The sequence below is a fragment of the Gluconobacter albidus genome (assembly GCF_002723915.1).
Classification (GTDB): domain Bacteria; phylum Pseudomonadota; class Alphaproteobacteria; order Acetobacterales; family Acetobacteraceae; genus Gluconobacter; species Gluconobacter albidus.
In genome coordinates this window covers 14063-33868 of the sequence record NZ_BEWL01000015.1, presented here as the reverse complement: position 1 = coordinate 33868, position 19806 = coordinate 14063, and the positions used below count along the sequence as shown (strand labels likewise).

The 19806-nt window shown below is 57.1% G+C and carries 16 protein-coding genes; 8 read left to right on the top strand and 8 right to left on the bottom strand.

Translation table 11 applies throughout. From position 1 onward, the window contains the following. Positions 1-5 precede the first annotated feature (5 nt). The 7 genes from GAL01_RS13865 to GAL01_RS13835 all read right to left on the bottom strand — a co-directional run bounded on the left by GAL01_RS13865 (position 6) and on the right by GAL01_RS13835 (position 7473). Positions 6-1559, bottom strand: a complete 1554-nt coding sequence (locus GAL01_RS13865) for an MFS transporter (protein ID WP_062029595.1) — start codon at positions 1557-1559, stop codon at positions 6-8. A gap of 102 nt (positions 1560-1661) precedes the next feature. Continuing rightward, positions 1662-2198, bottom strand: a complete 537-nt coding sequence (locus GAL01_RS13860) for a 2'-5' RNA ligase family protein (RefSeq protein WP_062029593.1) — start codon at positions 2196-2198, stop codon at positions 1662-1664. After that, positions 2195-3751 carry a cryptochrome/photolyase family protein gene (locus GAL01_RS13855; protein WP_062029591.1) on the bottom strand — a complete coding sequence of 519 codons (1557 nt, stop codon included), beginning with the start codon at positions 3749-3751 and terminating at the stop codon, positions 2195-2197. The genes GAL01_RS13860 and GAL01_RS13855 overlap by 4 nt, the downstream gene beginning before the upstream one ends. Next, positions 3748-4239 carry a hypothetical protein gene (locus tag GAL01_RS13850; RefSeq protein ID WP_062029589.1) on the bottom strand — a complete coding sequence of 164 codons (492 nt, stop codon included), beginning with the start codon at positions 4237-4239 and terminating at the stop codon, positions 3748-3750. Before GAL01_RS13850 ends, GAL01_RS13855 begins: the two co-directional genes overlap by 4 nt. Next, positions 4236-4703 carry a hypothetical protein gene (locus GAL01_RS13845; protein WP_231865306.1) on the bottom strand — a complete coding sequence of 156 codons (468 nt, stop codon included), beginning with the start codon at positions 4701-4703 and terminating at the stop codon, positions 4236-4238. The genes GAL01_RS13850 and GAL01_RS13845 overlap by 4 nt, the downstream gene beginning before the upstream one ends. A gap of 140 nt (positions 4704-4843) precedes the next feature. Continuing rightward, positions 4844-6439 carry a cisplatin damage response ATP-dependent DNA ligase gene (locus GAL01_RS13840; RefSeq protein WP_062029587.1) on the bottom strand — a complete coding sequence of 532 codons (1596 nt, stop codon included), beginning with the start codon at positions 6437-6439 and terminating at the stop codon, positions 4844-4846. Next, positions 6436-7473 (bottom strand): ligase-associated DNA damage response exonuclease, encoded by a 1038-nt coding sequence (locus tag GAL01_RS13835; protein ID WP_062029585.1) that lies wholly within the window; start codon positions 7471-7473, stop codon positions 6436-6438. Before GAL01_RS13835 ends, GAL01_RS13840 begins: the two co-directional genes overlap by 4 nt. Before the next feature lie 66 nt (positions 7474-7539). Here GAL01_RS13835 and GAL01_RS13830 point away from each other — a divergent pair, with 66 nt between their 5' ends. The 3 genes from GAL01_RS13830 (at position 7540) to GAL01_RS13820 (ending at position 12438) form a co-directional block, all read left to right on the top strand. After that, positions 7540-9957 carry a ligase-associated DNA damage response DEXH box helicase gene (locus GAL01_RS13830; RefSeq protein WP_082790700.1) on the top strand — a complete coding sequence of 806 codons (2418 nt, stop codon included), beginning with the start codon at positions 7540-7542 and terminating at the stop codon, positions 9955-9957. Continuing rightward, on the top strand, positions 9954-10619 hold the full coding sequence (gene pdeM / locus GAL01_RS13825) for a ligase-associated DNA damage response endonuclease PdeM (RefSeq protein ID WP_062029583.1): 666 nt from the start codon (positions 9954-9956) through the stop codon (positions 10617-10619). The genes GAL01_RS13830 and pdeM overlap by 4 nt, the downstream gene beginning before the upstream one ends. 295 nt (positions 10620-10914) lie before the next feature. Further along, entirely contained in the window at positions 10915-12438 is a 1524-nt protein-coding gene (locus GAL01_RS13820; protein WP_197458982.1) for a PAS domain-containing protein, read from the top strand. Positions 12439-12527: 89 nt separating this feature from the next. Here the strand turns inward: GAL01_RS13820 and GAL01_RS13815 are convergent, their stop codons facing one another. Beyond that, complete coding sequence (locus tag GAL01_RS13815) at positions 12528-13469, bottom strand: AraC family transcriptional regulator (RefSeq protein WP_231865305.1); 942 nt, start codon at positions 13467-13469, stop codon at positions 12528-12530. Positions 13470-13573: 104 nt separating this feature from the next. On the opposite strand from GAL01_RS13815, the gene GAL01_RS13810 reads away from it, so the two are divergent. From GAL01_RS13810 to GAL01_RS13790, 5 genes are all read left to right on the top strand, one after another. Next, positions 13574-14698, top strand: a complete 1125-nt coding sequence (locus GAL01_RS13810; RefSeq protein ID WP_062029580.1) for a zinc-binding alcohol dehydrogenase family protein — start codon at positions 13574-13576, stop codon at positions 14696-14698. 130 nt (positions 14699-14828) lie between these two features. Then, a complete protein-coding gene (locus tag GAL01_RS13805; RefSeq protein ID WP_082790698.1) occupies positions 14829-16436 on the top strand; it encodes a phytoene desaturase family protein in 1608 nt (535 codons plus the stop codon). After that, entirely contained in the window at positions 16423-17955 is a 1533-nt protein-coding gene (locus GAL01_RS13800) for a phytoene desaturase family protein (RefSeq protein WP_062029579.1), read from the top strand. The genes GAL01_RS13805 and GAL01_RS13800 overlap by 14 nt, the downstream gene beginning before the upstream one ends. Next, positions 17952-18707, top strand: a complete 756-nt coding sequence (locus GAL01_RS13795; protein WP_231865304.1) for a lysophospholipid acyltransferase family protein — start codon at positions 17952-17954, stop codon at positions 18705-18707. The genes GAL01_RS13800 and GAL01_RS13795 overlap by 4 nt, the downstream gene beginning before the upstream one ends. Continuing rightward, on the top strand, positions 18704-19795 hold the full coding sequence (locus GAL01_RS13790; RefSeq protein ID WP_062029576.1) for a glycosyltransferase: 1092 nt from the start codon (positions 18704-18706) through the stop codon (positions 19793-19795). The genes GAL01_RS13795 and GAL01_RS13790 overlap by 4 nt, the downstream gene beginning before the upstream one ends. The last annotated feature ends 11 nt before the right edge of the window (positions 19796-19806 follow it).

The window sequence follows — 19806 nt, the reverse complement described above, 5'->3', positions numbered from 1 at the left end:
GGGAGTTATTTCGACTGAAACACGATACGTGGGGGATAGGTTCGAACGGGAAGTACGCAGACCCAGATCATCAGGAAAACCACGAGACTACCGAGTACGACCCAGTCATCGCTGAACGTCAGTGTTGCGGTCTGTCGGGCCATCTGGGCATGTAAGGCGCCCATACTGCCGGGAGAGGCAGCCTGGCCTGAGGGCGTGAGAGGAGCAGGCCGTTGCAGAACCGGGTTTGTGCCCTGCACGAGGCTGTAGCGAACCTGCCCGAGGCGATCGGCAATCCGATCCGAGTGAAGCGAGCCGCGCTCGCGGTGCATGAGTTGAAGCAACCAGATGCCTACGGCTTCCGCAACCGCCCGGGGTGTGTTGACCATGGCAGAGGCAAATGGTCCCTCCGAAGGATCGAGTGTGTTGGTGGACATCATCAGCAGGGGCATGACGATCATCGCGTCGCCAATCCCCTGTAACGCCTGCCAGAGATAGAACTGGTCACGGTTCCAGTTCGAGGTGAGGAAAAAATCGCCGATGCAGGCCGTCAGAATGCAGGACATGCCGATAAAGCTGACAATGCGGGAGTCTACCCAGGTTCTGTTCAGAACGACCGCCATCAAAGGGAGCATGACGAGCTGTATGGCCGCGATTTCCAGTGTGACAGGATAGATCTGTTCCGGACGGTAACCAGCGGCGGATTGCAAAAAGGACGCTGGTAACGTGGATGAGGATAGAGAAATGACAACAAATGTCAGCAGGGTGGTGGCGCCATAGGCGAAGTTGCGGCGACCAAGAAGCTGGAATCTGAACAGTGGAAGTGGGTGAAACCACTCGTTCAGAACGAAAAGCGGAATACAGACGAGGCTTGTCAGCCCCAGGACACAGATAAAGGGACTGTTGAACCAGTCCATCCAGTCGCCCATCTGCAGCATGATCGAGAAAGAGCCCATTCCAAAGACGATCAGAAGGAAACCTTTCCAGTCGAATTTCCAGAACCGCTCATGTTTTGGAGGATCGACCGGCATGCCGTACCACAGCAGCAGGAAGGACAGGGTGCAGAGCGGGATGGACTGCCAGAAGACGAAACGCCAGTCCACGAGGTCGCTCCATAATCCAGCGAATGCCATGCTGAGATTGGGAAAGAAGGTCGCAGTCAGGGCATATGCGGCCAAACCGTAAAGCCTTATGGGGGGCGCCAGCACCCGCAAGGCGATCGTCATGAGAAGAGGAACGGTAAAGCCACCTGCCAGCCCCTGAAGAACGCGCAGGATGTAGAGCAGGGACAGCGTTGAGGTAAACGGAATGAGGCTGGACGACAGGACAGCGAGAAGCGCTACGAAAAACGAGAACCGTCGCAGAGTCAGTGTTACGGCGAGCCAGGGCGAGACCGACATCCCGATGATTTCGGCGGTAATATAGAGGCTGGAGAACCAGCGCTGGGAGTCCAGACTTAGCCCCAGAGCGCCCGCGATATCGGGAAGGGCCTGGGCGGAGACCTGCTCATTCAGTTCTGTAGCGAAAGAGAGGGCGATGATGCCGGCAAGCCCGAACAACGACCTTTGCTGGGGTGTCATGCAGATGATCGGGCAGGAAAAAAGAGCATCATTCCTCAGGTCATGCCGGAACAGTCGAACTATTTTAGACCGGATTCAGCAATTTTCGGCATAAGGAAAAATTTAAGAATCGCCACGCAGCATAAAAGGAGCCCGAACGAGAAGTTCCCACGGTCCTCCAAGATATCGCCACAGGCGCAGGGCCGCTCCATGGGTTTTCACAGGTTCATAGCCCTGTGACAGATGTTTCAGAAGCTCACGGGCTTTCTGGGGAGAAACCTTGTTCTGGATGGTCAGGTGTGGGTGCCATGGAGCGCGATCCTGTGCCGTACAGCGCTCTGGCGGAACAAGGCCGGAAATTTCTTCCCGAACGGCTTTGATCTCAGGGGAGATGACACGATAAGCCACACCCCGTCCCAGCAGAAATGGCGCCTCGATTGTGACGCAGGGCGCCTGCCGATCTCTGATGAGATGCGTAAGGAGGATGTCTGTATATTCTGCAGGCAAGGCGTGGAAAATCGTGACATGCGCAGGAACGATATTGCGGTCTTGGGGAAAATGGTGGTCCCGCATGGACTGCGCCCAGTCCTGCACGGACTGTTCCAGCTCAAGGGTCAGGATCAGGGGCGCATCCTGTTTCTCCGCCAGAAAACGGCTCACGCTTTACGAGCCCAGCCCGGTGCAGCCGGAGTAAGAGTTTCGAGAAAAGCAGACGCACTCGAGCGATACTCCTGCTGTTTTTCCCTGCTGAAACGGTGCCACGTTGCGTACATGTTTTTCATGCGCGCGTTATGAGAAAAGCGTGTTTCGTGCCGTGCCAGAAAGTCCCAGTAGAGAGCGTTGAAGGGGCAGGCCTCGGAGCCTGTCTTCTGCCCGACGTCAAACCGGCATTTCCCGCAGTAATCCGACATGCGGTTGATATAGGCGCCTGAACTCACATACGGTTTGGACGCGATCTTCCCGCCATCAGCAAACTGGCTCATGCCAATGACATTGGGGAGTTCAACCCATTCGAAGGCATCGAAATACACAACCAGAAACCAGTCAGAGACTTCTTGCGGATTTAGACCAGCCAGAAGGGCAAAGTTGCCCAGAACCATCAGGCGCTGAATGTGATGGGCGTACGCTTCCCGTTTTGTCTGGGCGATACTCTGGGCCAGACAGTTCATGTCTGTCTGGCCCGTCCAGAAAAATTCAGGCAGAGCTCTATGAGCGGCCAACTCGTTCCGGGATGCAAACCGGGGCATGTCGCTCCAGTACATTCCGCGCATGTATTCGCGCCAGCCAATGATCTGGCGAATGAAACCTTCGACGGAATTGATGGGGGCGTCGCCCTGCTCGTAGGCCTCGGCTGCTGCTGTGCAGACCTCGAGCGGATTCAGTAATCCCGTGTTGAGACAAAGGGAGAGGCTGCTGTGATAAAGATAGTCCTGCTCCGTCATCATGGCATCCTGGTAGCGCCCGAAGTCGGGGAGGGATGTTCCAACAAATGCTTCAAGTGCCTTCAGGGCCTGAAGCCGTGTAACAGGAAGTGCGAAAGGCTCCAGCTCTCCGAAATGCTCACCGAAGCGATGCTGCACGAGTTTCAGGACATCTGTGGTCGTATCATCGGGATTGAAACGCTCTGGAGAAGGATAATTCAGGCGGCAGGCAGGTTTTTCGCGGTTGTCATGATCGAAATTCCATTGACCGCCCGCCGCTGTGCCGTCAGCATTCATCAACAGACCGGTTTTCAAGCGCATCTCGCGATAGAAATACTCCATGCGCAGCGTTCTGCGGCCTTTGGCCCAATGCTCGAATTCGTCCCGCGAGCAGATGAACCGGTCATCCTCAAGAATGTCGCAGGGAATGCCGGCTTTCTTGTCCCATCCATGCTGGAACTGACAGACACGATATTCGGAGCCTGTGACCGTCCGGATACGCGTGGCGCGGTGCCTTTTCGCTGCACGCACAACCTCGCCTGTGAAACTGTGCGTATTTTCCGGCTCGTCGAGCGCAACATAATCGACCGTCCAGCCCTGCGTCCGCAGATCACCGGCGAAGTGGCGCATGGCGGAAAATATGAACGCTATTTTCTTCTTGTGGTGCCGGACATAGGTCGCTTCGTCCCAGACCTCCATAAGAAGCACCACGGACGTCTTTCGGTCCACATTCTGCAGACTGGCAAGGGAGGGCGAAAGCTGGTCTCCCAGAACAGGGATCAGCAAGGTCACACCTGGGCCTCGACGTTGTTGCGTGCTGCCGCGCCAAGAAGAGCGATCAGTGCTGTCGCGACCAGAAGCTGGAGTGGCCGCAGGCGTAGAAAAAACCGGGGAAGCCGGTCTTGACGGGCCAGGAAAACGTCTCCACCAAGCGTCAGAAGCATTCCGGCTGGCGCAATCCGCCATGCTGTGCGCGAGGGCAGAAGCGCAAGCCCCAGCCCGCCGAAATGCATGCTCAGGAAAATCAGCGGATCAGACAGACGCGGCCCTTCCGGGTTGTAAAAACTCGCCCCACGATGGACGCCAGCAAAAAAACAGAAAAGACCTGCAACCCAGATCCGGGCCAGACGGAAAACGAAAGACCGGATCTTCCCGGATGTGAGGCGGCTACAGAGCAGGAGGACGGCCAGCATCAGGATGGCCAGCCATCCCAGCAGGCCGCCTTCAAGGGGTACATGGTCCGCCTGAGCTTCCTCGCCGTGGTATATTCGGGGAGTCATGCTTCGTCGCCTTCGGTCTTCTTGCGAGGCGATGATTTTCCGAGAGTGCCACAGAGCATGCCGACGACCATCGACAGGTAGATGACCGCCATATCCGAACGGGAGAAGACGAGTTCCCAGCCGGGAGTGAAACGTTTTGGAGTGGCTTTGTAGTCCACCACACAGGATACGGGACCAAGAGCCGCCGTTAAGAGCAGTGTGCGCATCACCGTCGGATTGCGACCGAGGGCCCTGTCATAGAACCAGGCCCAGAAAAATACGGCAGATGTATTGGTTGCGATGCCGGCGAGGGAATGGGAGACATCCAGTCTCCCGATTTTGGCGGCGTCATCGCCGTGCAGCCAGTGTGCGGTACAGTTCACGCCCGGTCCATAAGAGCCTGTCCTGATCCGACTGAGGATCAAGGCAGCTGAGGAGGAAGCAAGCGCGCCCCCGAGCGTAATCTTCCAGAGACGTGAAATCATGATCTTCCTGTTTCCCTCGGCCCAGCCAACTTATCAGTCAGCTTGAATGCAAAGTCTGTTTGGCAGGTCACCAACGCTTGACTTCGTCTCCGGATTGTTTCGGGCAGGAAGAATTCACGTTGGAAAATCTGGTCCCACCCTTATAGGAAAGCCCTGATAAAGGTTTCCAGATCGTCGGCTTCTTGTGCGGGTTTGTCGCGTCGAATACGGGCTACACGGGGAAACCGGAGCGCGACGCCGCTCTTGTGCCGCTTGGAATACTGAGCCGCGTCAAAGGCAATTTCCAGCACAAGCCCCTGTGCGACTTCCCGGACTGGTCCGAAACGTTTCGTGGTGTGATCGCGGACCCATTTGTCCAGAAACTTCAGTTCCTCATCCGTAAAGCCTGAATAGGCTTTGCCGATGGGAACAAGCTCGCGTTTTTCTTCGACTGTGCGCCACAGGCCAAACGTATAGTCGGAATAAAAGCTGCTCCTTTTGCCGTGACCACGTTGGGCATACATAACGACGGCATCGACAGTCAGGGGTTCACGTTTCCATTTCCACCAGGGTCCCCGTGGACGGCCGGGCACATACGGGCTGTCGGCCTTTTTCAGCATCAGTCCTTCAATACCTTCGCTCCGGGCATTCTCGCGGAGCGTGGCCAGATCTTCAAAGTTGCGGAACGAGATGAGCTCTGACAGAACCATACGGGGCGGCTTCAAACGCGCGTACCAGCTTTCCAGCCGCTGCCTCCGGATATCGAAGGGCAGGGACCGAAGGTCTTCGCCATCTTCAAACAGGATATCGTACAGCCGGATACCGGCTGGCATGTCCCTGAGCATGGAAGCGGTCGGCGATTTCCTGTTCAGGCGCTTCTGGAGATCTGCGAACGGCGCGACAACACCTTCCTGCACAACCAGAAGCTCCCCATCCAGAACGACGTGGCTTCCCAGATCCTGAAGAATGGCCAGTATGTCCGGAAACGCCTTGCCGATATCTTCCGCCGTACGGGTGTAAACCCGCTCTCCCTGAGGGGTGGAAACGAGCTGGACCCGGATGCCATCCCATTTCCATTCCGCGCGCCATTCGGCAGGATCGAAGGCGGTCAGATCAACATTTTCCAGAGGTTGAGCCAGCATGGGAGGCCGGAAGACGGGAGCATCTTTCGCATCCGGTTTCGGCCCTTTTCCTTCGACCCAGGCGAAAAGCTCCTTATAGGGTGCCTCAAGGCCATGCCAGACTTCTTCCACGTCATCCGGTGCGACAGAGGCCATCTCGGCAAGGGCCGTTTTTGCCAGACGGGCCGACGCGCCTACGCGGAGCGAGCCGGTGATCAGTTTGAGGAGGGCATAGCGCGAGGATGTGTCGCACGCATCCAGCCACTTTCTGACAACGTTCGGAACATCTGCTTTGGGAAGGCGCTCCAGTGTATGGACGACGTCTGCCAGGCCGGGAGCAACAGGGGTATCGTGCTCCTTACGCTCCGGCTTCCAGATCAGCGCGACCGTTTCCGCGAGATCTCCGACATAATCGTAGGACCAGGCAAAGAGTTCGGGATCGGTACGCTCCATGGCCAGCGCCCTGAGCATGGCTGGTTTGGCCGCGGAAAAAGACAGACTTCCCGCCATTGCGGCCAGTGCGTATCCCCGATCCGGATCCGGGGCCATGGAAAAATACTCCCTGAGGAGGGTAAGTTTCATGTTTCGCGAAGGTGTAAAGGCCAGACGTTCCAGAAGCGTGGCGAACTCGATCATACGCTGGCATCCTGCCCGGCAGCTTCCTGTTCAGCGGCTTCCTCATCGTCTTCATAGCCAATCAGCCGAAGGGCCCGGCCGCGAATCTGCTTCCGGCTTAATGCGTGGATCAGAGCATCTTCGCGCCCGTGCGTGACCCAGATTTCCTTCGCTCCCGTGGCCTGGCACGTCTCCAGCAGGGCGTCCCAGTCGGCGTGATCGCTGATGACAACAGGCAACTCGACCCCACGCGCCTTTGCCCGCTGTCGGACATGCATCCAGCCGGAGGCCAGACAGACGACCGGCTCTGGCAGGCGACGCGCCCATCGGTCGGCAATTGCGGAAGGTGGCGCCAGAACAATGCCTCCGCGCATTTCGCCTTTTTTGGCTGCTGTTGCAGAGCGCAGCTCGCCCAGCGGAATGCCGAAACTTTCGTAAAGACTGCACATCGGCAGAAGAGCACCATGGAGCCAGAGCGGCGCGTGATAGCCGCTCTCTCGAAGCAAAGCGATCAGGCGCTGACATTTGCCAAGGGCATAACAGCCCACGACATGCGTGCGCTCGGGGAACAGGCGCACGTCATGCAGCAGTTTGGCGATTTCATGAGCGGGATCGGGTAACCGGAAGACGGGAAGGCCAAAGGTCGCTTCTGTCACGAACAGATCGCAGGGAACGACCTCAAACGGAACGCATGTCGGATCGGGCGCGCGCTTGTAATCGCCACTGACGACGGCGCGTTCCCCACGGTATTCCATGACAATCTGCGCGCTTCCCAGAACATGTCCAGCAGGCGCGAGCCAGATCTTGACGTTCCCTACGGATATCACCTCTCCATACGGGAGAGCCTGCTGTGTCTGGCCGGCCTGGTCTTCACCCATCCGCAAACGCATGATGGCCAGTGTTTCGGGTGTCGCAGTGACATGTTGATGGCCGGGACGGGCATGATCGGAATGACCGTGAGTAATAACGGCATGTCCCACAGGTTGAAGAGGGTCGATGTAGAAAGCGCCGGGCGCGCAGAAGAGCCCTTCCGGTTTCAGCTCAAGCCAGTCCACCCGGTCTTCTCCATGACTTATCCAGGTAACAGAACCCGCGAAACGCGTGTGCGTTCCTTAAAGCCAATGAGCAAACATCTTCCCGAACCTTTTCAGAGCTGGTTTTCGCAACAGGGCTGGTCTCCCCGACCTCATCAGCTCGCCATGTTACAGGCGGCAGAGGACGGCGTGTCCGCGCTCCTCATTGCTCCCACGGGTGGGGGAAAGACGCTTGCCGGGTTTCTCCCCACTCTTATCGAACTGGCCGACGGTTCCTGCGAAGGACTACATACGTTGTATGTCAGTCCCTTGAAGGCGCTTTCGGCCAATATTGCAGAAAGTCTGTCCCGTCCGATCATGCAGATGGGTCTGCCTGTCCGGGTTGAGGTCCGAAGCGGAGACACATCCGGAGCACGTCGGAAAAAGCAGCAGAAAAATCCGCCGCATATTTTGCTGACAACGCCGGAAAGTCTGGCGCTGCTGCTCTCGTATCCTGATGCGGCCGCATATTTCTCTACGCTCAAAGTTCTGATCGTCGATGAGGTACATGCGTTGGCAGGCACAAAGCGGGGAGACCAGCTCGCTTTATGCGGCAGCCGTTTGCGAGTTTTTTCTCCCGCGCTCCGCATCAATGGCCTGTCCGCAACCGTGGCGCATCCTTCCGCCATGGCTGCCTGGATATCTCCAACGGGCCAGAGTGCTGACATCCGCCTTGTCACAGCGGAAGACGGCGCACGCCCCGATGTTCATGTGCTTCTTCCTGACCAGCGCGGCTATCTCCCTTGGGCTGGTCGCACGGGTCTGGGCAGTGCCACGGCCATCCTGACGGAAATTGCACGTGCCAGGTTGACCATTGTGTTCGTCAACAGCCGGGCGCAGGCGGAGCTGCTGTTTCAGGCGCTCTGGAAAGATAATGCAGAAAACCTGCCCATCGGGCTTCATCACGGCAGTCTGGATGCAGCGCGTCGGTCGCGGGTGGAGGAGGCTATGGCGCGGGGCGATCTGCGGGCGGTCGTGGCGACGTCCTCGCTTGATCTGGGACTGGACTGGGGTGCCGTGGACCAGATCATTCAGGTCGGGGCGCCAAAGCAGATTTCCCGCCTGACCCAGAGGATCGGCCGGGCCAATCACCGGATGGACGAGCCATCGCGCGCACTTCTTGCCCCGGCCAACCGCTTTGAAGTTCTGGAATGCGAAGCCGCCAGAGAGGCTGTTTTGCGCCACGAACTAGACGGTAATCCTCCGCGCGCAGGGGGCCTCGATGTTCTGGCTCAACATGTGTTGGTCACGGCCTGTGCCGGGCCCTTCTTTCCGGATACTCTGTACGCAGAAGTCCGTCAGACAGCTCCTTACAGCCAGCTTTCCCGCGCTGATTTCGATGAAATTGTCCGGTTTGTGGAAGATGGGGGCTATGCCTTGCAGGCCTACGAGCGCCATCAGCGTCTTTTCCGGGATTCACTCGGGCAGCTCTGGGTCCGTAATGAGCAGATTATCCGGCAGTGTCGAATGAATATCGGTACCATCGTTGATACCCCGATGCTGCGCGTCAAATCCCGGCGCGGAAAGCCCTATGGAGAAATTGACGAGTATTTCGCCGCAACACTTGTGCCGGGCGATACGTTCCTGCTGGGTGGAGAGCTTCTGGAGTTTCTGGGACTGCACGATACGACTGTTCAGGCTGCCCGCGGTCGGGGGAAAGACCCACGCGTGCCGGTTTACGGAGGTAACCAGCTTTCCATCTCACCCGGTCTGGCAAGGCATGTGCGTGAAATACTGCACACACCATCTGCCTGGGATGTATTGCCAAAATCCGTGCAGGACTGGCTCACTTTGCAGACAGCCCGCTCCCGTTTGCCCGGGCCGGAAAACTTTCTGGTCGAGACCTTTCCCCATCGGGGATTGCATTACATTGTGGCGTATCCTTTTGAGGGACGGAATGCACACCAGACGATGGGACTGTTACTGACGAAAAGACTGGAAAAAACCGGAAAAGGCCCTCTGGGCTTTGTCGCGAACGACTATATGGTCGCCTGCTGGTGCGTTCATCCCACGGGTGCCATGACGGATCTGTTCAGCAGGGATCTGCTAGGGGGGAATCTGGCAGAATGGCTGGCTGAAAGCGCCATGCTTCGACGGACTTTCCGGGACGTTGCCATCATCGCCGGGCTGGTGGAACGCAATTATCCGGGGCGTGAGAAGAACCGCCGCCAGATGACGATCAGCAGCGACCTTCTTTATGATGTTCTCAGAAAATACGATCCTGATCACATCCTCCTGCGGGCGACGCGTCTACAGGCAGAAGAAGGTCTGACGGATCTTGGGCGCCTGTCATCCATGCTGGACCGAATTCAGGGCCATGTCGACCATGTCGCCCTGTCCCATGTCTCACCGCTTGCCGTTTCCGTTCTTCTGGAACAGGGACGTGAAAAAATCAGGGGAGGAGAGGGGGAGGACTATCTGATGGCCGAGGCTGACAAGCTGTATGGTTTAGCAGAAAAAGCATGAAATTCCGGGAGATTACCCTAGCAGGTGAGCGAATACATCTTCTGCCCGGTGGTGCTGTTCTTCTGCCTGAAACTGAGACACTCGTTGTCGCTGACCTTCACCTCGGGAAAGGGACATCTGCCCGGGCGCGTGGGCTTCTGCTTCCACCTGGAGACACGATTTCCACACTTGAGAAAGTATTACTGCTTATTGAAGCGCATGCGCCGCGGCTTCTGATAGCACTCGGAGACAGCTTTCATGACCATTCCGCTGGGAAGCGTCTCCTTGATGCCGAACGAGCCCTTCTCAATTGTATCAGCCAGAAAGTAGATCCGTTATGGATTACAGGAAATCATGATGGGATTCCGGTTTCAGAGGTGGCAGGCGACTGGCTTGAAGAATACCGGTGCGGCGATCTTCTCCTTCGGCATATTCCATCTGCAGTTATTCCTGCCGGTCATGCGGAACTGGCAGGCCATCTGCATCCGAAGATCAGGATACGGAGCAGGGGTCACGTTATGAGCCGCCCCTGCTTCATCACAGGAGAAGAACGTCTGATCCTGCCAGCCATAGGGGCCTATACCGGAGGTCTTGACATCTCTGCTCCTGCTATCAACAGCCTGTTTATACATGGATCTGCGGCATATGTCTGGGGAGCACAAGACGTTCATCGGGTTGCCTAGAAGAGAACCAAGGGTGATTTTTACCCGGAAACAAGATTTGTGTTGCCGTTCCGTTCTTTCGCGTGGGATGGAAGGCTATGCAAACGCGCCCCACGTCATCGGCAGAGTTCATGAATCAAGATTTATCCAAACATCCCTCGACTGGGGAGCTGGCAACATTGAGCGATCGTGAGCCGCACCATTGGGCGCAGACAAAAATCAGTGACCCGACGCTTGAAAACAGAAGCAATGTTTTCTTTGCAGCAGTCGAAATGACCAGAATGCCCATGATTTTGGCTGATCCGCGTCTGCCCGACTGCCCGACTGCCCGATTGCCTTTGCAAATAATGCCTTTCTTGACCTCACCGGATATGAGGTCAGTGAAGTGGTCGGAAGAAACTGTCGTTTTCTACAAGGCGCTGGTACCGACCCAAATGATGTCCGGCAACTGAGAGACGCTATTGCGAATTGCAAACCGATTGCCCTCGAGATCCTGAACTATCGACGCAACGGAACACCGTTCTGGAATGCGATTTTCATGGGGCCGGTGTTCGACGAACAGGGAGAACTGATTTATTTTTTCGCCAGTCAGCTTGACGTTTCCAAGCGCCGTGAAAGCGAGATGGCCCTGCGGCAGGGCCAGAAGATGGAAGCAATCGGACAACTGACCGCAGGTCTTGCGCATGACTTCAATAATTTATTGCAGATCCTGAATAACAGTCTGGACCGGATGAAGGACAAGCGCCTGGATCATCAGGCGTTTGATCGCCAGCATATGATCGCCCAGCAGGCTGCGGACCGGGGGGCGAGACTGACGCGGCAGCTGCTGTCTTTTGCGCGCCGGACCCGGCTTGAACCAACACAAGTCAATCTGAGTTCACTCATCAGTTCTTTCAAAGAATTGATAGAGATGTCAGTTGGAACCCAGATTGATCTCTATCTGAACCTGAGATTACGTTTACCAGATGTAAAGCTGGACGCAAACTACTTTGAAATGGCGCTTCTCAATGTCGTCGCCAACGCCCGCGATGCGTCTTCATCGGGCGGCTCGATCACGATAAAAACGAAGCTTCTTCATCTCAATGGAGATGCCGAAGCCCGCCGTCTCAAACCAGGAGACTACGTGGTCGTGACAGTGGCGGATGAAGGGCAGGGAATGCTGCCTCATATTGTCTTGCGAGCGACAGAGCCGTTTTTTACAACCAAACCGTCCGGACAGGGAACAGGTCTGGGGCTGGCAATGGTTCAGGGCTTCGTTCAACAGTCTGGTGGGCGTCTGGAAGTGGAGAGCGAACACCAGAGAGGCACAAGTATTCATATGATTTTTCCAGTGTCTGCGTCAAAAGAAGATACTGAAAACATCAAGGAAAATACGGGTTATAAAGCACAGCCGGTCGATGAAAATTCGAATGTGCCGCATATTCTGATTGTTGAAGACAATGCCGATATTGCCCAATACGCAGCGGATGCTCTTATGGAAACCGGGTATCAGGTAACGATTTCCCAGGATGCCACGGAAGCATTGGATGTTTTCGCGAAAGCACTTTCTGAACACAGGCCATTCAGTGCGGTCTTCTCGGACGTTATCATGCCAGGGGGACCCAATGGCCTGGTTCTGGCAGAAAAAATCAGCCAATTACGTCCTCAGACGCCTGTTGTTCTCACTACAGGTTATAATGATGAGATGTCACTGAACGCACCTGACAATAATAATTTTGAAGTACTTGGCAAGCCGTATCAGAGATCCGAGCTTATAGATCGTATTCAGGCGGCGCTCAGCCATGGGTCACGCAGTGGAAATGGTCGTCAGACATCGGACTTCGGTCACGCTGAGGAATAAAAAAACTGCTCTTGAGCGAGGTGGTTCATTTGAAGGGATAGTTTTCTGCTGCTGATGCTCTTAAGGCGGTAATATTCTCCAAGGATCTGTTATGGCTTGATTCGGTCTGCTGTAACTGCGCTTCGGATATCCGTATCTTTTGAAAAATTTGACGGTACCTGTCCCATGACGCGCTTAAACGCTGCACTAAATGCACTCTCGGAACTATAACCAGACAGTTCAGCCGCTCGTGCTACACTTATTCCTCTTTTGGCAAGATGGTGTGATGCAACCGTCATTCGCCATTGTGTCAGGTAGTTCATACAGGTCTCGCCAATTATTGCTTTAAAGTGAGCCGCAAAACTAGTCCGTGACATTCCAGAAATTCCCGCAAGCGTTTGAAGCGTCCATTGGGCTTCCGGATTTTTGTGGATCGCACACAGGGCGGCATGAAGACGTGGATCGCGCAAGGCGTATAGCCAGCCCGTACCCTGAGTGCTGCTGGTGATATGTAGCCGCAGCCCCTGGATCAGGAGCATTTGAGCAAGATGGGCTGCAAGGAGCGCGCTTCCTATTTCGGGCTGGCGTAATTCGGACATCAGTTGTTCAACAGCCCATTTCATTGTGCTTCCTGAAGCATTTGGCCTGATATGGATCAGTGGCGGAAGCTCGCTCAGCATTCGTTCTGCATAAGGCGCTTTGAATTTAAAAAATCCGCCCATGCCTGTGACGTGTCCTCCTCCGTTCAAGACAGCAGTATGGCCGACGGCTACGGACAGCAGAACATCGTAGGCACTGAGAGGCGAAACGGTTCTGTTCGTGTAGGTGCGAAAAGCATGTTGGCCTGACAAGAGGACCAGATCGCCCGCCTCAAGTTGAACAGGAGCGTCAAGACCGTCCACCTCAATCCAGCACACTCCTGTCTGTATGGCCTGACATTTCAGACCAGGTCCTTCAGGAAACTCCAGACACCAGTCTCCCTGTGCGCTCAGCCCACGAAAACCGTAACTGTCAGGCTCAAGAAACCTAAGAACGTCAGAAAGTGGATCCATAACCCCTCTGTACGATTGCGACGAAAAAGCGGTTTTTAAAGCATGGATCGTACAGGAAGGGATTGTTAGAAAATAGACCATTCTGAAAGTGATGCGAGTATTCCATGCCCAATCATGAAGCACTTATTCTCGGCGAGAAGCGTGGTCTTTTTGCAGTGCGCGCTGTTCCAGACATAGCACCCGGGATGGATGAAATTCTCGTTTCTGTCCGTGCGATCGCTGTAAACCCGTTTGAACGGCTCATCCAGTCCGTTGGTGATGTCATTACTCCCTGGATGACTTACCCGGCCATTCTTGGCTCAGACGTGGCGGGGGATGTCGTCGCGGTCGGTTCAAATATTACCTGCTTCAAGGTGGGAGATCGGGTCGTGGGCTTTGCTTCCGGAGAAGAAAAGGGTCGGCGGTCTGCCGAAGGGGCATTTCAGGAGCAGGTCATTCTTATGGAGAAAATGACTTCGCCGCTGCCAGACAATCTGTCTTTTGAGGCGGCAAGCGTTTTACCTCTTGGCCTCACAACAGCTGCAGCAGGCCTTTTCCAGCCTGATTTTCTTGCCATGCGCCCTCCCTCCAGCAAGCCTGCGCCAGCGGGTCAGACACTGGTTGTTTGGGGAGGCTCCACAAGCGTTGGATGCAACGCGATCCAGCTTGCGGTCGCGGCTGGCTATGATGTCATCGCAACGTCATCTCTGCGAAATGCTTCCTATCTGAAGAGGCTGGGCGCCTGTGCCGTTTATGATCGACACAGCCCGTCAACACCGTCGGTAATCATTGAGGCGTTGCGAGGACGGGAGGTCTGTGGCGCCATTGCGATCGGTACGGGATCGGCCAAAGCCTGTATCGACATTCTTGGAGCTACCAAAGGGCAACGCTTTATCGCGCTGGCGACGCCTCCTGTATCTCTCGATGAAATTTCAGCGGGACGTGGGCGCTGGCAAAAACTGCTGCCTGCTTTGATGGGGCTGGTGATCAGAAATATTTCCCTCGCTCTGAGAGCCCGACGCAAAGGCGTGAAGACAAAGTTCATCTGGGGTGGCGCCCCTCTTCATAATGAGGTCGGGCCTATGATTTACAGGGAATTCCTGCCGTCGGCGCTTGAAAGCGGGCAGTTCAGGCCCGCGCCTGAGCCAGAAATTGTCGGGCACGGCCTGGAAGTAATTCCAGAAGCACTCGAACGCCAGCGTAAGGGCGTTTCAGCCAGAAAACTGGTTGTAACCCTAGGGCCACGATAACGGCCGATTCAAAACAGAACCAACATGCAACGAACGGACGTCTGACGAGTTCTTGCAGAGGCAAAATACAGCGTTTCATCGCGTCTCTGTTTTTAGAAAAAATTCTGTCTCGAGTGGAAAAGACCAAAACTTGGAAAACGATGCGATCGTCAAAACGCTTATAAAGTCTGGTTCTCTCCACAATCGGCGGATTGCGATTGTTGGTGGCGGGCCAGGCGGCCTGGCTTCGGCAATGCTGCTGGCCCATGCAGGTGCGGACGTGACGCTCTATGAGCGGCACAGTAAGCTCGGGGGAAGATCTTCCGCCATTGAGGGCGAAACCGGAGCCGGGGTGTTTCGGTTTGATACCGGGCCGACCTTTTTTCTTTATCCTCAGATCCTTCGGAACATCTTCACGCGCTGCGGGCTGCGGATGGAAGACACGATTACCCTGAAGAAACTCGATGAAAATTATGATCTGGTTTTTGAAAACGGTCCGTCCCTGAAGGTTACGTCCGATATTGATGTGCTGGAGCGTGAGATTGCGCGGATTGACGTGCAGGATGCCGGACAAATTCGGGAATTTATTGCCGATAACCGCGCCAAGTTCCGCAACTTCATTCCTGTTTTGCAGCGGCCTTTCAACAGTGTGCTGGATCTGTTGCGGCCGGACATGCTGCGGGCTTTTCCAAAGCTGCGGCCGCTGTCTTCTGTTGACCGGGACCTGAGCCGGTATTTCCGCGATCCGAGGACGCGGCTCGCCTTTTCATTCCAGAGCAAATATCTCGGCATGTCGCCCTACAGGTGCCCGAGCCTGTTCACGATCCTGAGTTTCATGGAGCATGAATACGGTATCTATCATCCCGTCGGGGGCACGATGGCCGTCATGGAGGCCATGGGGCAGGCAGCAGAGCGGCTTGGGGTTACGATCCGTCTGAACACACCGGTACGTGAAATCCTGACTCGCAAGGGGTGTGCAACCGGTGTGCTGACCGATCAGGGGCCTGAACGGGCGGATGCCATCGTCATCAATGCCGATTTCGGGCGGGCGATGACGAAGCTGGTTCCGGACAGGAAACGGCGCCGATGGAAGAACAATTTCATCGAGCGGAAGAAATATTCCTGCTCGACGTTCATGATATATCTCGGAATTGAGGGAACTGTTCCGGACAAGGGACACCACACGATTTTCCTGTCAGAATCCTATGACCGGAACTTCGCTGAAATCGAAGCAGGGAAAATGCTGTCCGAGGAGGCGTCTCTCTACATCCAGAATGTCTGCGTGACCGATCCGGAGCAGGCACCGGCGGGACATTCTACACTCTATGTCCTGATGCCGGTGGGGCATCTGCGTGACGGGGGTGTGGACTGGACGGACGAAACACGGGCGCAGGCGCGCAAGCTCGTGATGGCGCGTCTGGAGAAGGCCGGTTTTGCGAATATCGAGGAACGGATCCGCTTTGAGAAGATCCTGACGCCGATGGACTGGGAAGAGCGTTACGACGTTCACAAGGGGGCGGTTTTCAATCTGGCGCATAATATGGGTCAGATGTTGCACCGTCGGCCGCACAACCGTTTCGAGGATATTCAGGGCGTCTATCTGGCGGGCGGCGGAACCCACCCGGGAAGCGGGCTTCCGGTGATTTTCGAGGGCGCGCGGATCAGCAGCGACCTGGTGATCCGCGATCTTGCGCCCCGCAGGGGCTCTGCGTTTTTTAACCGGCGTTCCCGGAAAGGGGCCACCCATGTCGCGTCCTGAACAGAAGTCGTCCGTCATTATCATCGGAGCCGGGCTGGGCGGACTTGCAGCGGCCTGCACGCTGGCGGCGCGTGGCCATAAAGTGACCGTGCTTGAGGCCAATGACTGGCTGGGGGGCAAGGCTGCGGAATGGCGGGAGGGCGGCTACCGCTTCGATATGGGGCCGACCATCCTGACCGTTCCGCGTGTGCTGGAGCGTGTTTTCGCCGAAGCGGGCGTTGATATGCACGAGCGGCTGGATCTGCGGCGGCTTGATCCGCAGTGGCGCTGCTTTTTCGAGGACGGGCAGACGCTTGATCTGGAAGAAAATGCGGAGCGGATGGCGCAGGTTCTGGAAAGCCTGTGTGCAGGGGATGGCGACGGGTATCGTGACCTGATGGAAACCAGCCGTCAGCTGCATGAGACGTCCGAAAGGTTTTTCTTCTGGAAAAGCGTGGGCGGCATTGCGGATACGATGGATCTGCGCAGGTCGTTCACGCTTGCGACGTTGCAGGATGTACTGCGGCTGCGGATGGATTCCACGTTCGCGCGGGAAATCCGCAAGCGCATCCATAATCCGCAGGCGGCCCAGATGCTGGACCATCTGACGCAATATGTAGGCTCCAACCCGTTCCAGGCGCCGGCCGTGTTGCTGGGGATTGCCGACATGCAGAGCCATGACGGGGTCTGGTATCCGATGGGGGGCACCCGTGCCGTTCCGGAAGCACTGGTCCGGCTTGGCGAGGAACTCGGTGTCGAATTCAGGACGGGAATGCGGGTGCAGCGGATCCTGACGCGGGCCGGGCGCGCCTGTGGCGTTCTGACGGCGCAGGGTGATGTTCTGGAGGCAGATGCGATCGTTTCCAACATGGACAGTGTGCGCACGATGCGGGAGTTGTTGGCGCATATTCCGACCGTAGGGTTTGAGCGGCACTGGAAGCGGCGCCGGCCAGCGTGTTCGGGTGTGGTGCTCTATCTGGGGCTGGATCGTGCCTATGATCATCTGGCGCATCATGACTTCGTCTTTTCCGACGATCCGGAAGAGGAATTCGACGCCATCTATCGCCGGGGCGTGCCTGCGCCGGACCCGACCTGCTATCTTGCGGCACCGTCACGGACCGACCCCGGGGTCGCACCGGAAGGGGGCGAGGCGCTGTATGTTCTGGTGCACACCCCTTACATCCACCGCGGTCAGAACTGGCAGGACATGTTTCCGGGATACCGGCAGGTCATTCTCGACAAGCTGAAGCGCTGTGCAGGAATGCCTGATCTGGAGGAGCGGATCCGGGTGGAACATCATCTGACGCCGCTCGATATTCAGGAACGTTATTCCACGCTGCGCGGGGCAATTTATGGTCTCGCGAGTCATGGGCGTCTGAACGGGGCGTTCAAGCCTGCGAACCGCTCAGTGGATGTTCCGGGGCTTTATCTTGCAGGCGGCTCTGCGCATCCCGGGGCGGGAATGCCGATGGCGCTGATGTCGGGATGGATCGCGGCGGACTGCGCCGATCACGACATGGCGGAAGCCGGCGTCTCGTGACAGCTTCAGGAGGACGGCATCCGCTGGTGGCCGCACTTGTGTCGCGGGGGATGCGCCGGGGGATTCAGCGCGGTTTCAACGCTGTCCGGCTGTCGGGAGACGCAGAGGCGCTGCGTCATCGCGGACCTCTCGTGGTGTGTGCGAACCATCCGGGGTGGTGGGATCCTGCGGTTTTTGCGTGGTTGCAGCATCATTTTTTCGGACACTGTCATGGCTATGGCCCGATGGAGGCGGCGGCCTTGCGCCGGTATCCGCTGCTGGAAAAGGCCGGGCTTATCCCCGTTGATCCCAGTGATCCGCAGTCTCTCCGGCAGTTTGTCCATGTTGCGCGGGATGTATTGCAGCAGGGGCATGTCCTGTGGATCACGCCTCAGGGAGACTTTGCCGATTGCCGTGTGCGGCCCGTCCGGCTTCAGCCGGGGTTTGCGCATCTGGTGCGGCATATTCCTTCGGTCCGGCTTGTGCCTCTGGCAATTGAATATCCATTCTGGAACGAGAACCGGCCGGAGCTTCTGCTCAGATTTGGCTCCCCGGTGCCTGTGGGTGAGGGGGTACGCTGTGTGACGACGCGCATGGAGGCGGCTCTGACGGAAACGATGGATGCGCTGGCGCGTGATGCGTGCGCGCGTGATGCATCGCGCTTTACGACGTTTGTGCAGGGGCGGGCAGGGATCGGCGGCCTTTATGATGTTGGTCGCAGAGTCCGGCGGTGGGTGCATCGGGACAGTTTTCAGCCACGGCATGATCCATGACCCGGAAGCTTGAGAAACTGGCATTCGGCGCCGCTCTTCTGCCGTTCGCCATGACGCTGCTGAATCTGGGCAGGTTGCGCAGGCTTCCGGACGCATCCGGACATGGGGCAATTTCCGTGCTGATTCCGGCGCGGGATGAGGAAGAGACCATCCAAGGGGCGATCGACACGGTTCTGGCCAGTCAGGGCGTGGAACTGGAACTGATCGTGCTCGATGACCATTCGAGCGACAGGACGCTGGAGATTCTGCGGGCCTGCGATGATCCGCGGCTGCGGGTGTTACAGGCGCCCGACCTTCCGGAAGGGTGGTGCGGCAAGACGCATGCCTGTGCGGTGCTTGGGGAGGCTGCGCGGTACGGGTTGATGCTGTTTATTGATGCGGATGTGCGGCTGCAGCCCGATGCGCTGGCGCGGCTTTCCGGCCTGATGGCGGAGCAGCCTGATGTTTCGTTTCTCAGTGGTGTGCCACGGCAGGTGACGCGGACATTTCTGGAGTGGCTGCTCCTGCCGTTTATCCATGTCCTGCTGCTGGGGTATCTGCCGATGGTATTCGATACAGGCCGGAAGCCTGCATTCGCCGCGGCCTGCGGGCAACTCGTTCTGGTGAGACGCAGGGCCTATCAGGCCAGCGGGGGGCATGCTGCCGTCCGAAACCGGCTGCATGACGGGCTGGCCCTTGCGCGGCAGTTCCGGAGGCACGGGTTTCGGGCAATGTTGTTCGATGCGACGGATCTCGCCTCGTGCCGGATGTACCGCCGTGGGGCAGATGTCTGGAACGGGCTTCTGAAAAACGCGACGGAAGGCATGGCGACGCCCCGGGGGCTCCCGGTCTGGAGCGTGTTGCTGGGAGCAGCGCAGATTCTTCCATTCGTACTGCCTGCAACCCCGGTCTCCCGGCTGGCGGCCGGGATGACGCTTCTGACACGGGGTCTGATTTCGTACCGGTTCCGGCAGGGCTGGGGCACCGTTGTGCTGGCGCCCCTTGGAACAGCACTGCTGCTGATGCTTCAGTGGCAGGCGTTGATTGGCAGGTACCTCGGCTATGCGCCACGCTGGCGGGGGCGGTCCTATCCACCGGGGTCTGTATGATGAAATTACCT

Excerpts from the sequence above, each read along its gene's own strand:
- GAL01_RS13865 (WP_062029595.1), bottom strand. The coding sequence starts at position 1,559 with ATGACACCCCAGCAAAGGTCGTTGTTCGGGCTTGCCGGCATCATCGCC.
- GAL01_RS13850 (WP_062029589.1), bottom strand. The coding sequence starts at position 4,239 with ATGACTCCCCGAATATACCACGGCGAGGAAGCTCAGGCGGACCATGTA.
- GAL01_RS13845 (WP_231865306.1), bottom strand. The coding sequence starts at position 4,703 with ATGATTTCACGTCTCTGGAAGATTACGCTCGGGGGCGCGCTTGCTTCC.
- GAL01_RS13840 (WP_062029587.1), bottom strand. The coding sequence starts at position 6,439 with ATGATCGAGTTCGCCACGCTTCTGGAACGTCTGGCCTTTACACCTTCG.
- GAL01_RS13830 (WP_082790700.1), top strand. The coding sequence starts at position 7,540 with ATGAGCAAACATCTTCCCGAACCTTTTCAGAGCTGGTTTTCGCAACAG.
- pdeM (WP_062029583.1), top strand. The coding sequence starts at position 9,954 with ATGAAATTCCGGGAGATTACCCTAGCAGGTGAGCGAATACATCTTCTG.
- GAL01_RS13815 (WP_231865305.1), bottom strand. The coding sequence starts at position 13,469 with ATGGATCCACTTTCTGACGTTCTTAGGTTTCTTGAGCCTGACAGTTAC.
- GAL01_RS13810 (WP_062029580.1), top strand. The coding sequence starts at position 13,574 with ATGCCCAATCATGAAGCACTTATTCTCGGCGAGAAGCGTGGTCTTTTT.
- GAL01_RS13800 (WP_062029579.1), top strand. The coding sequence starts at position 16,423 with ATGTCGCGTCCTGAACAGAAGTCGTCCGTCATTATCATCGGAGCCGGG.
- GAL01_RS13790 (WP_062029576.1), top strand. The coding sequence starts at position 18,704 with ATGACCCGGAAGCTTGAGAAACTGGCATTCGGCGCCGCTCTTCTGCCG.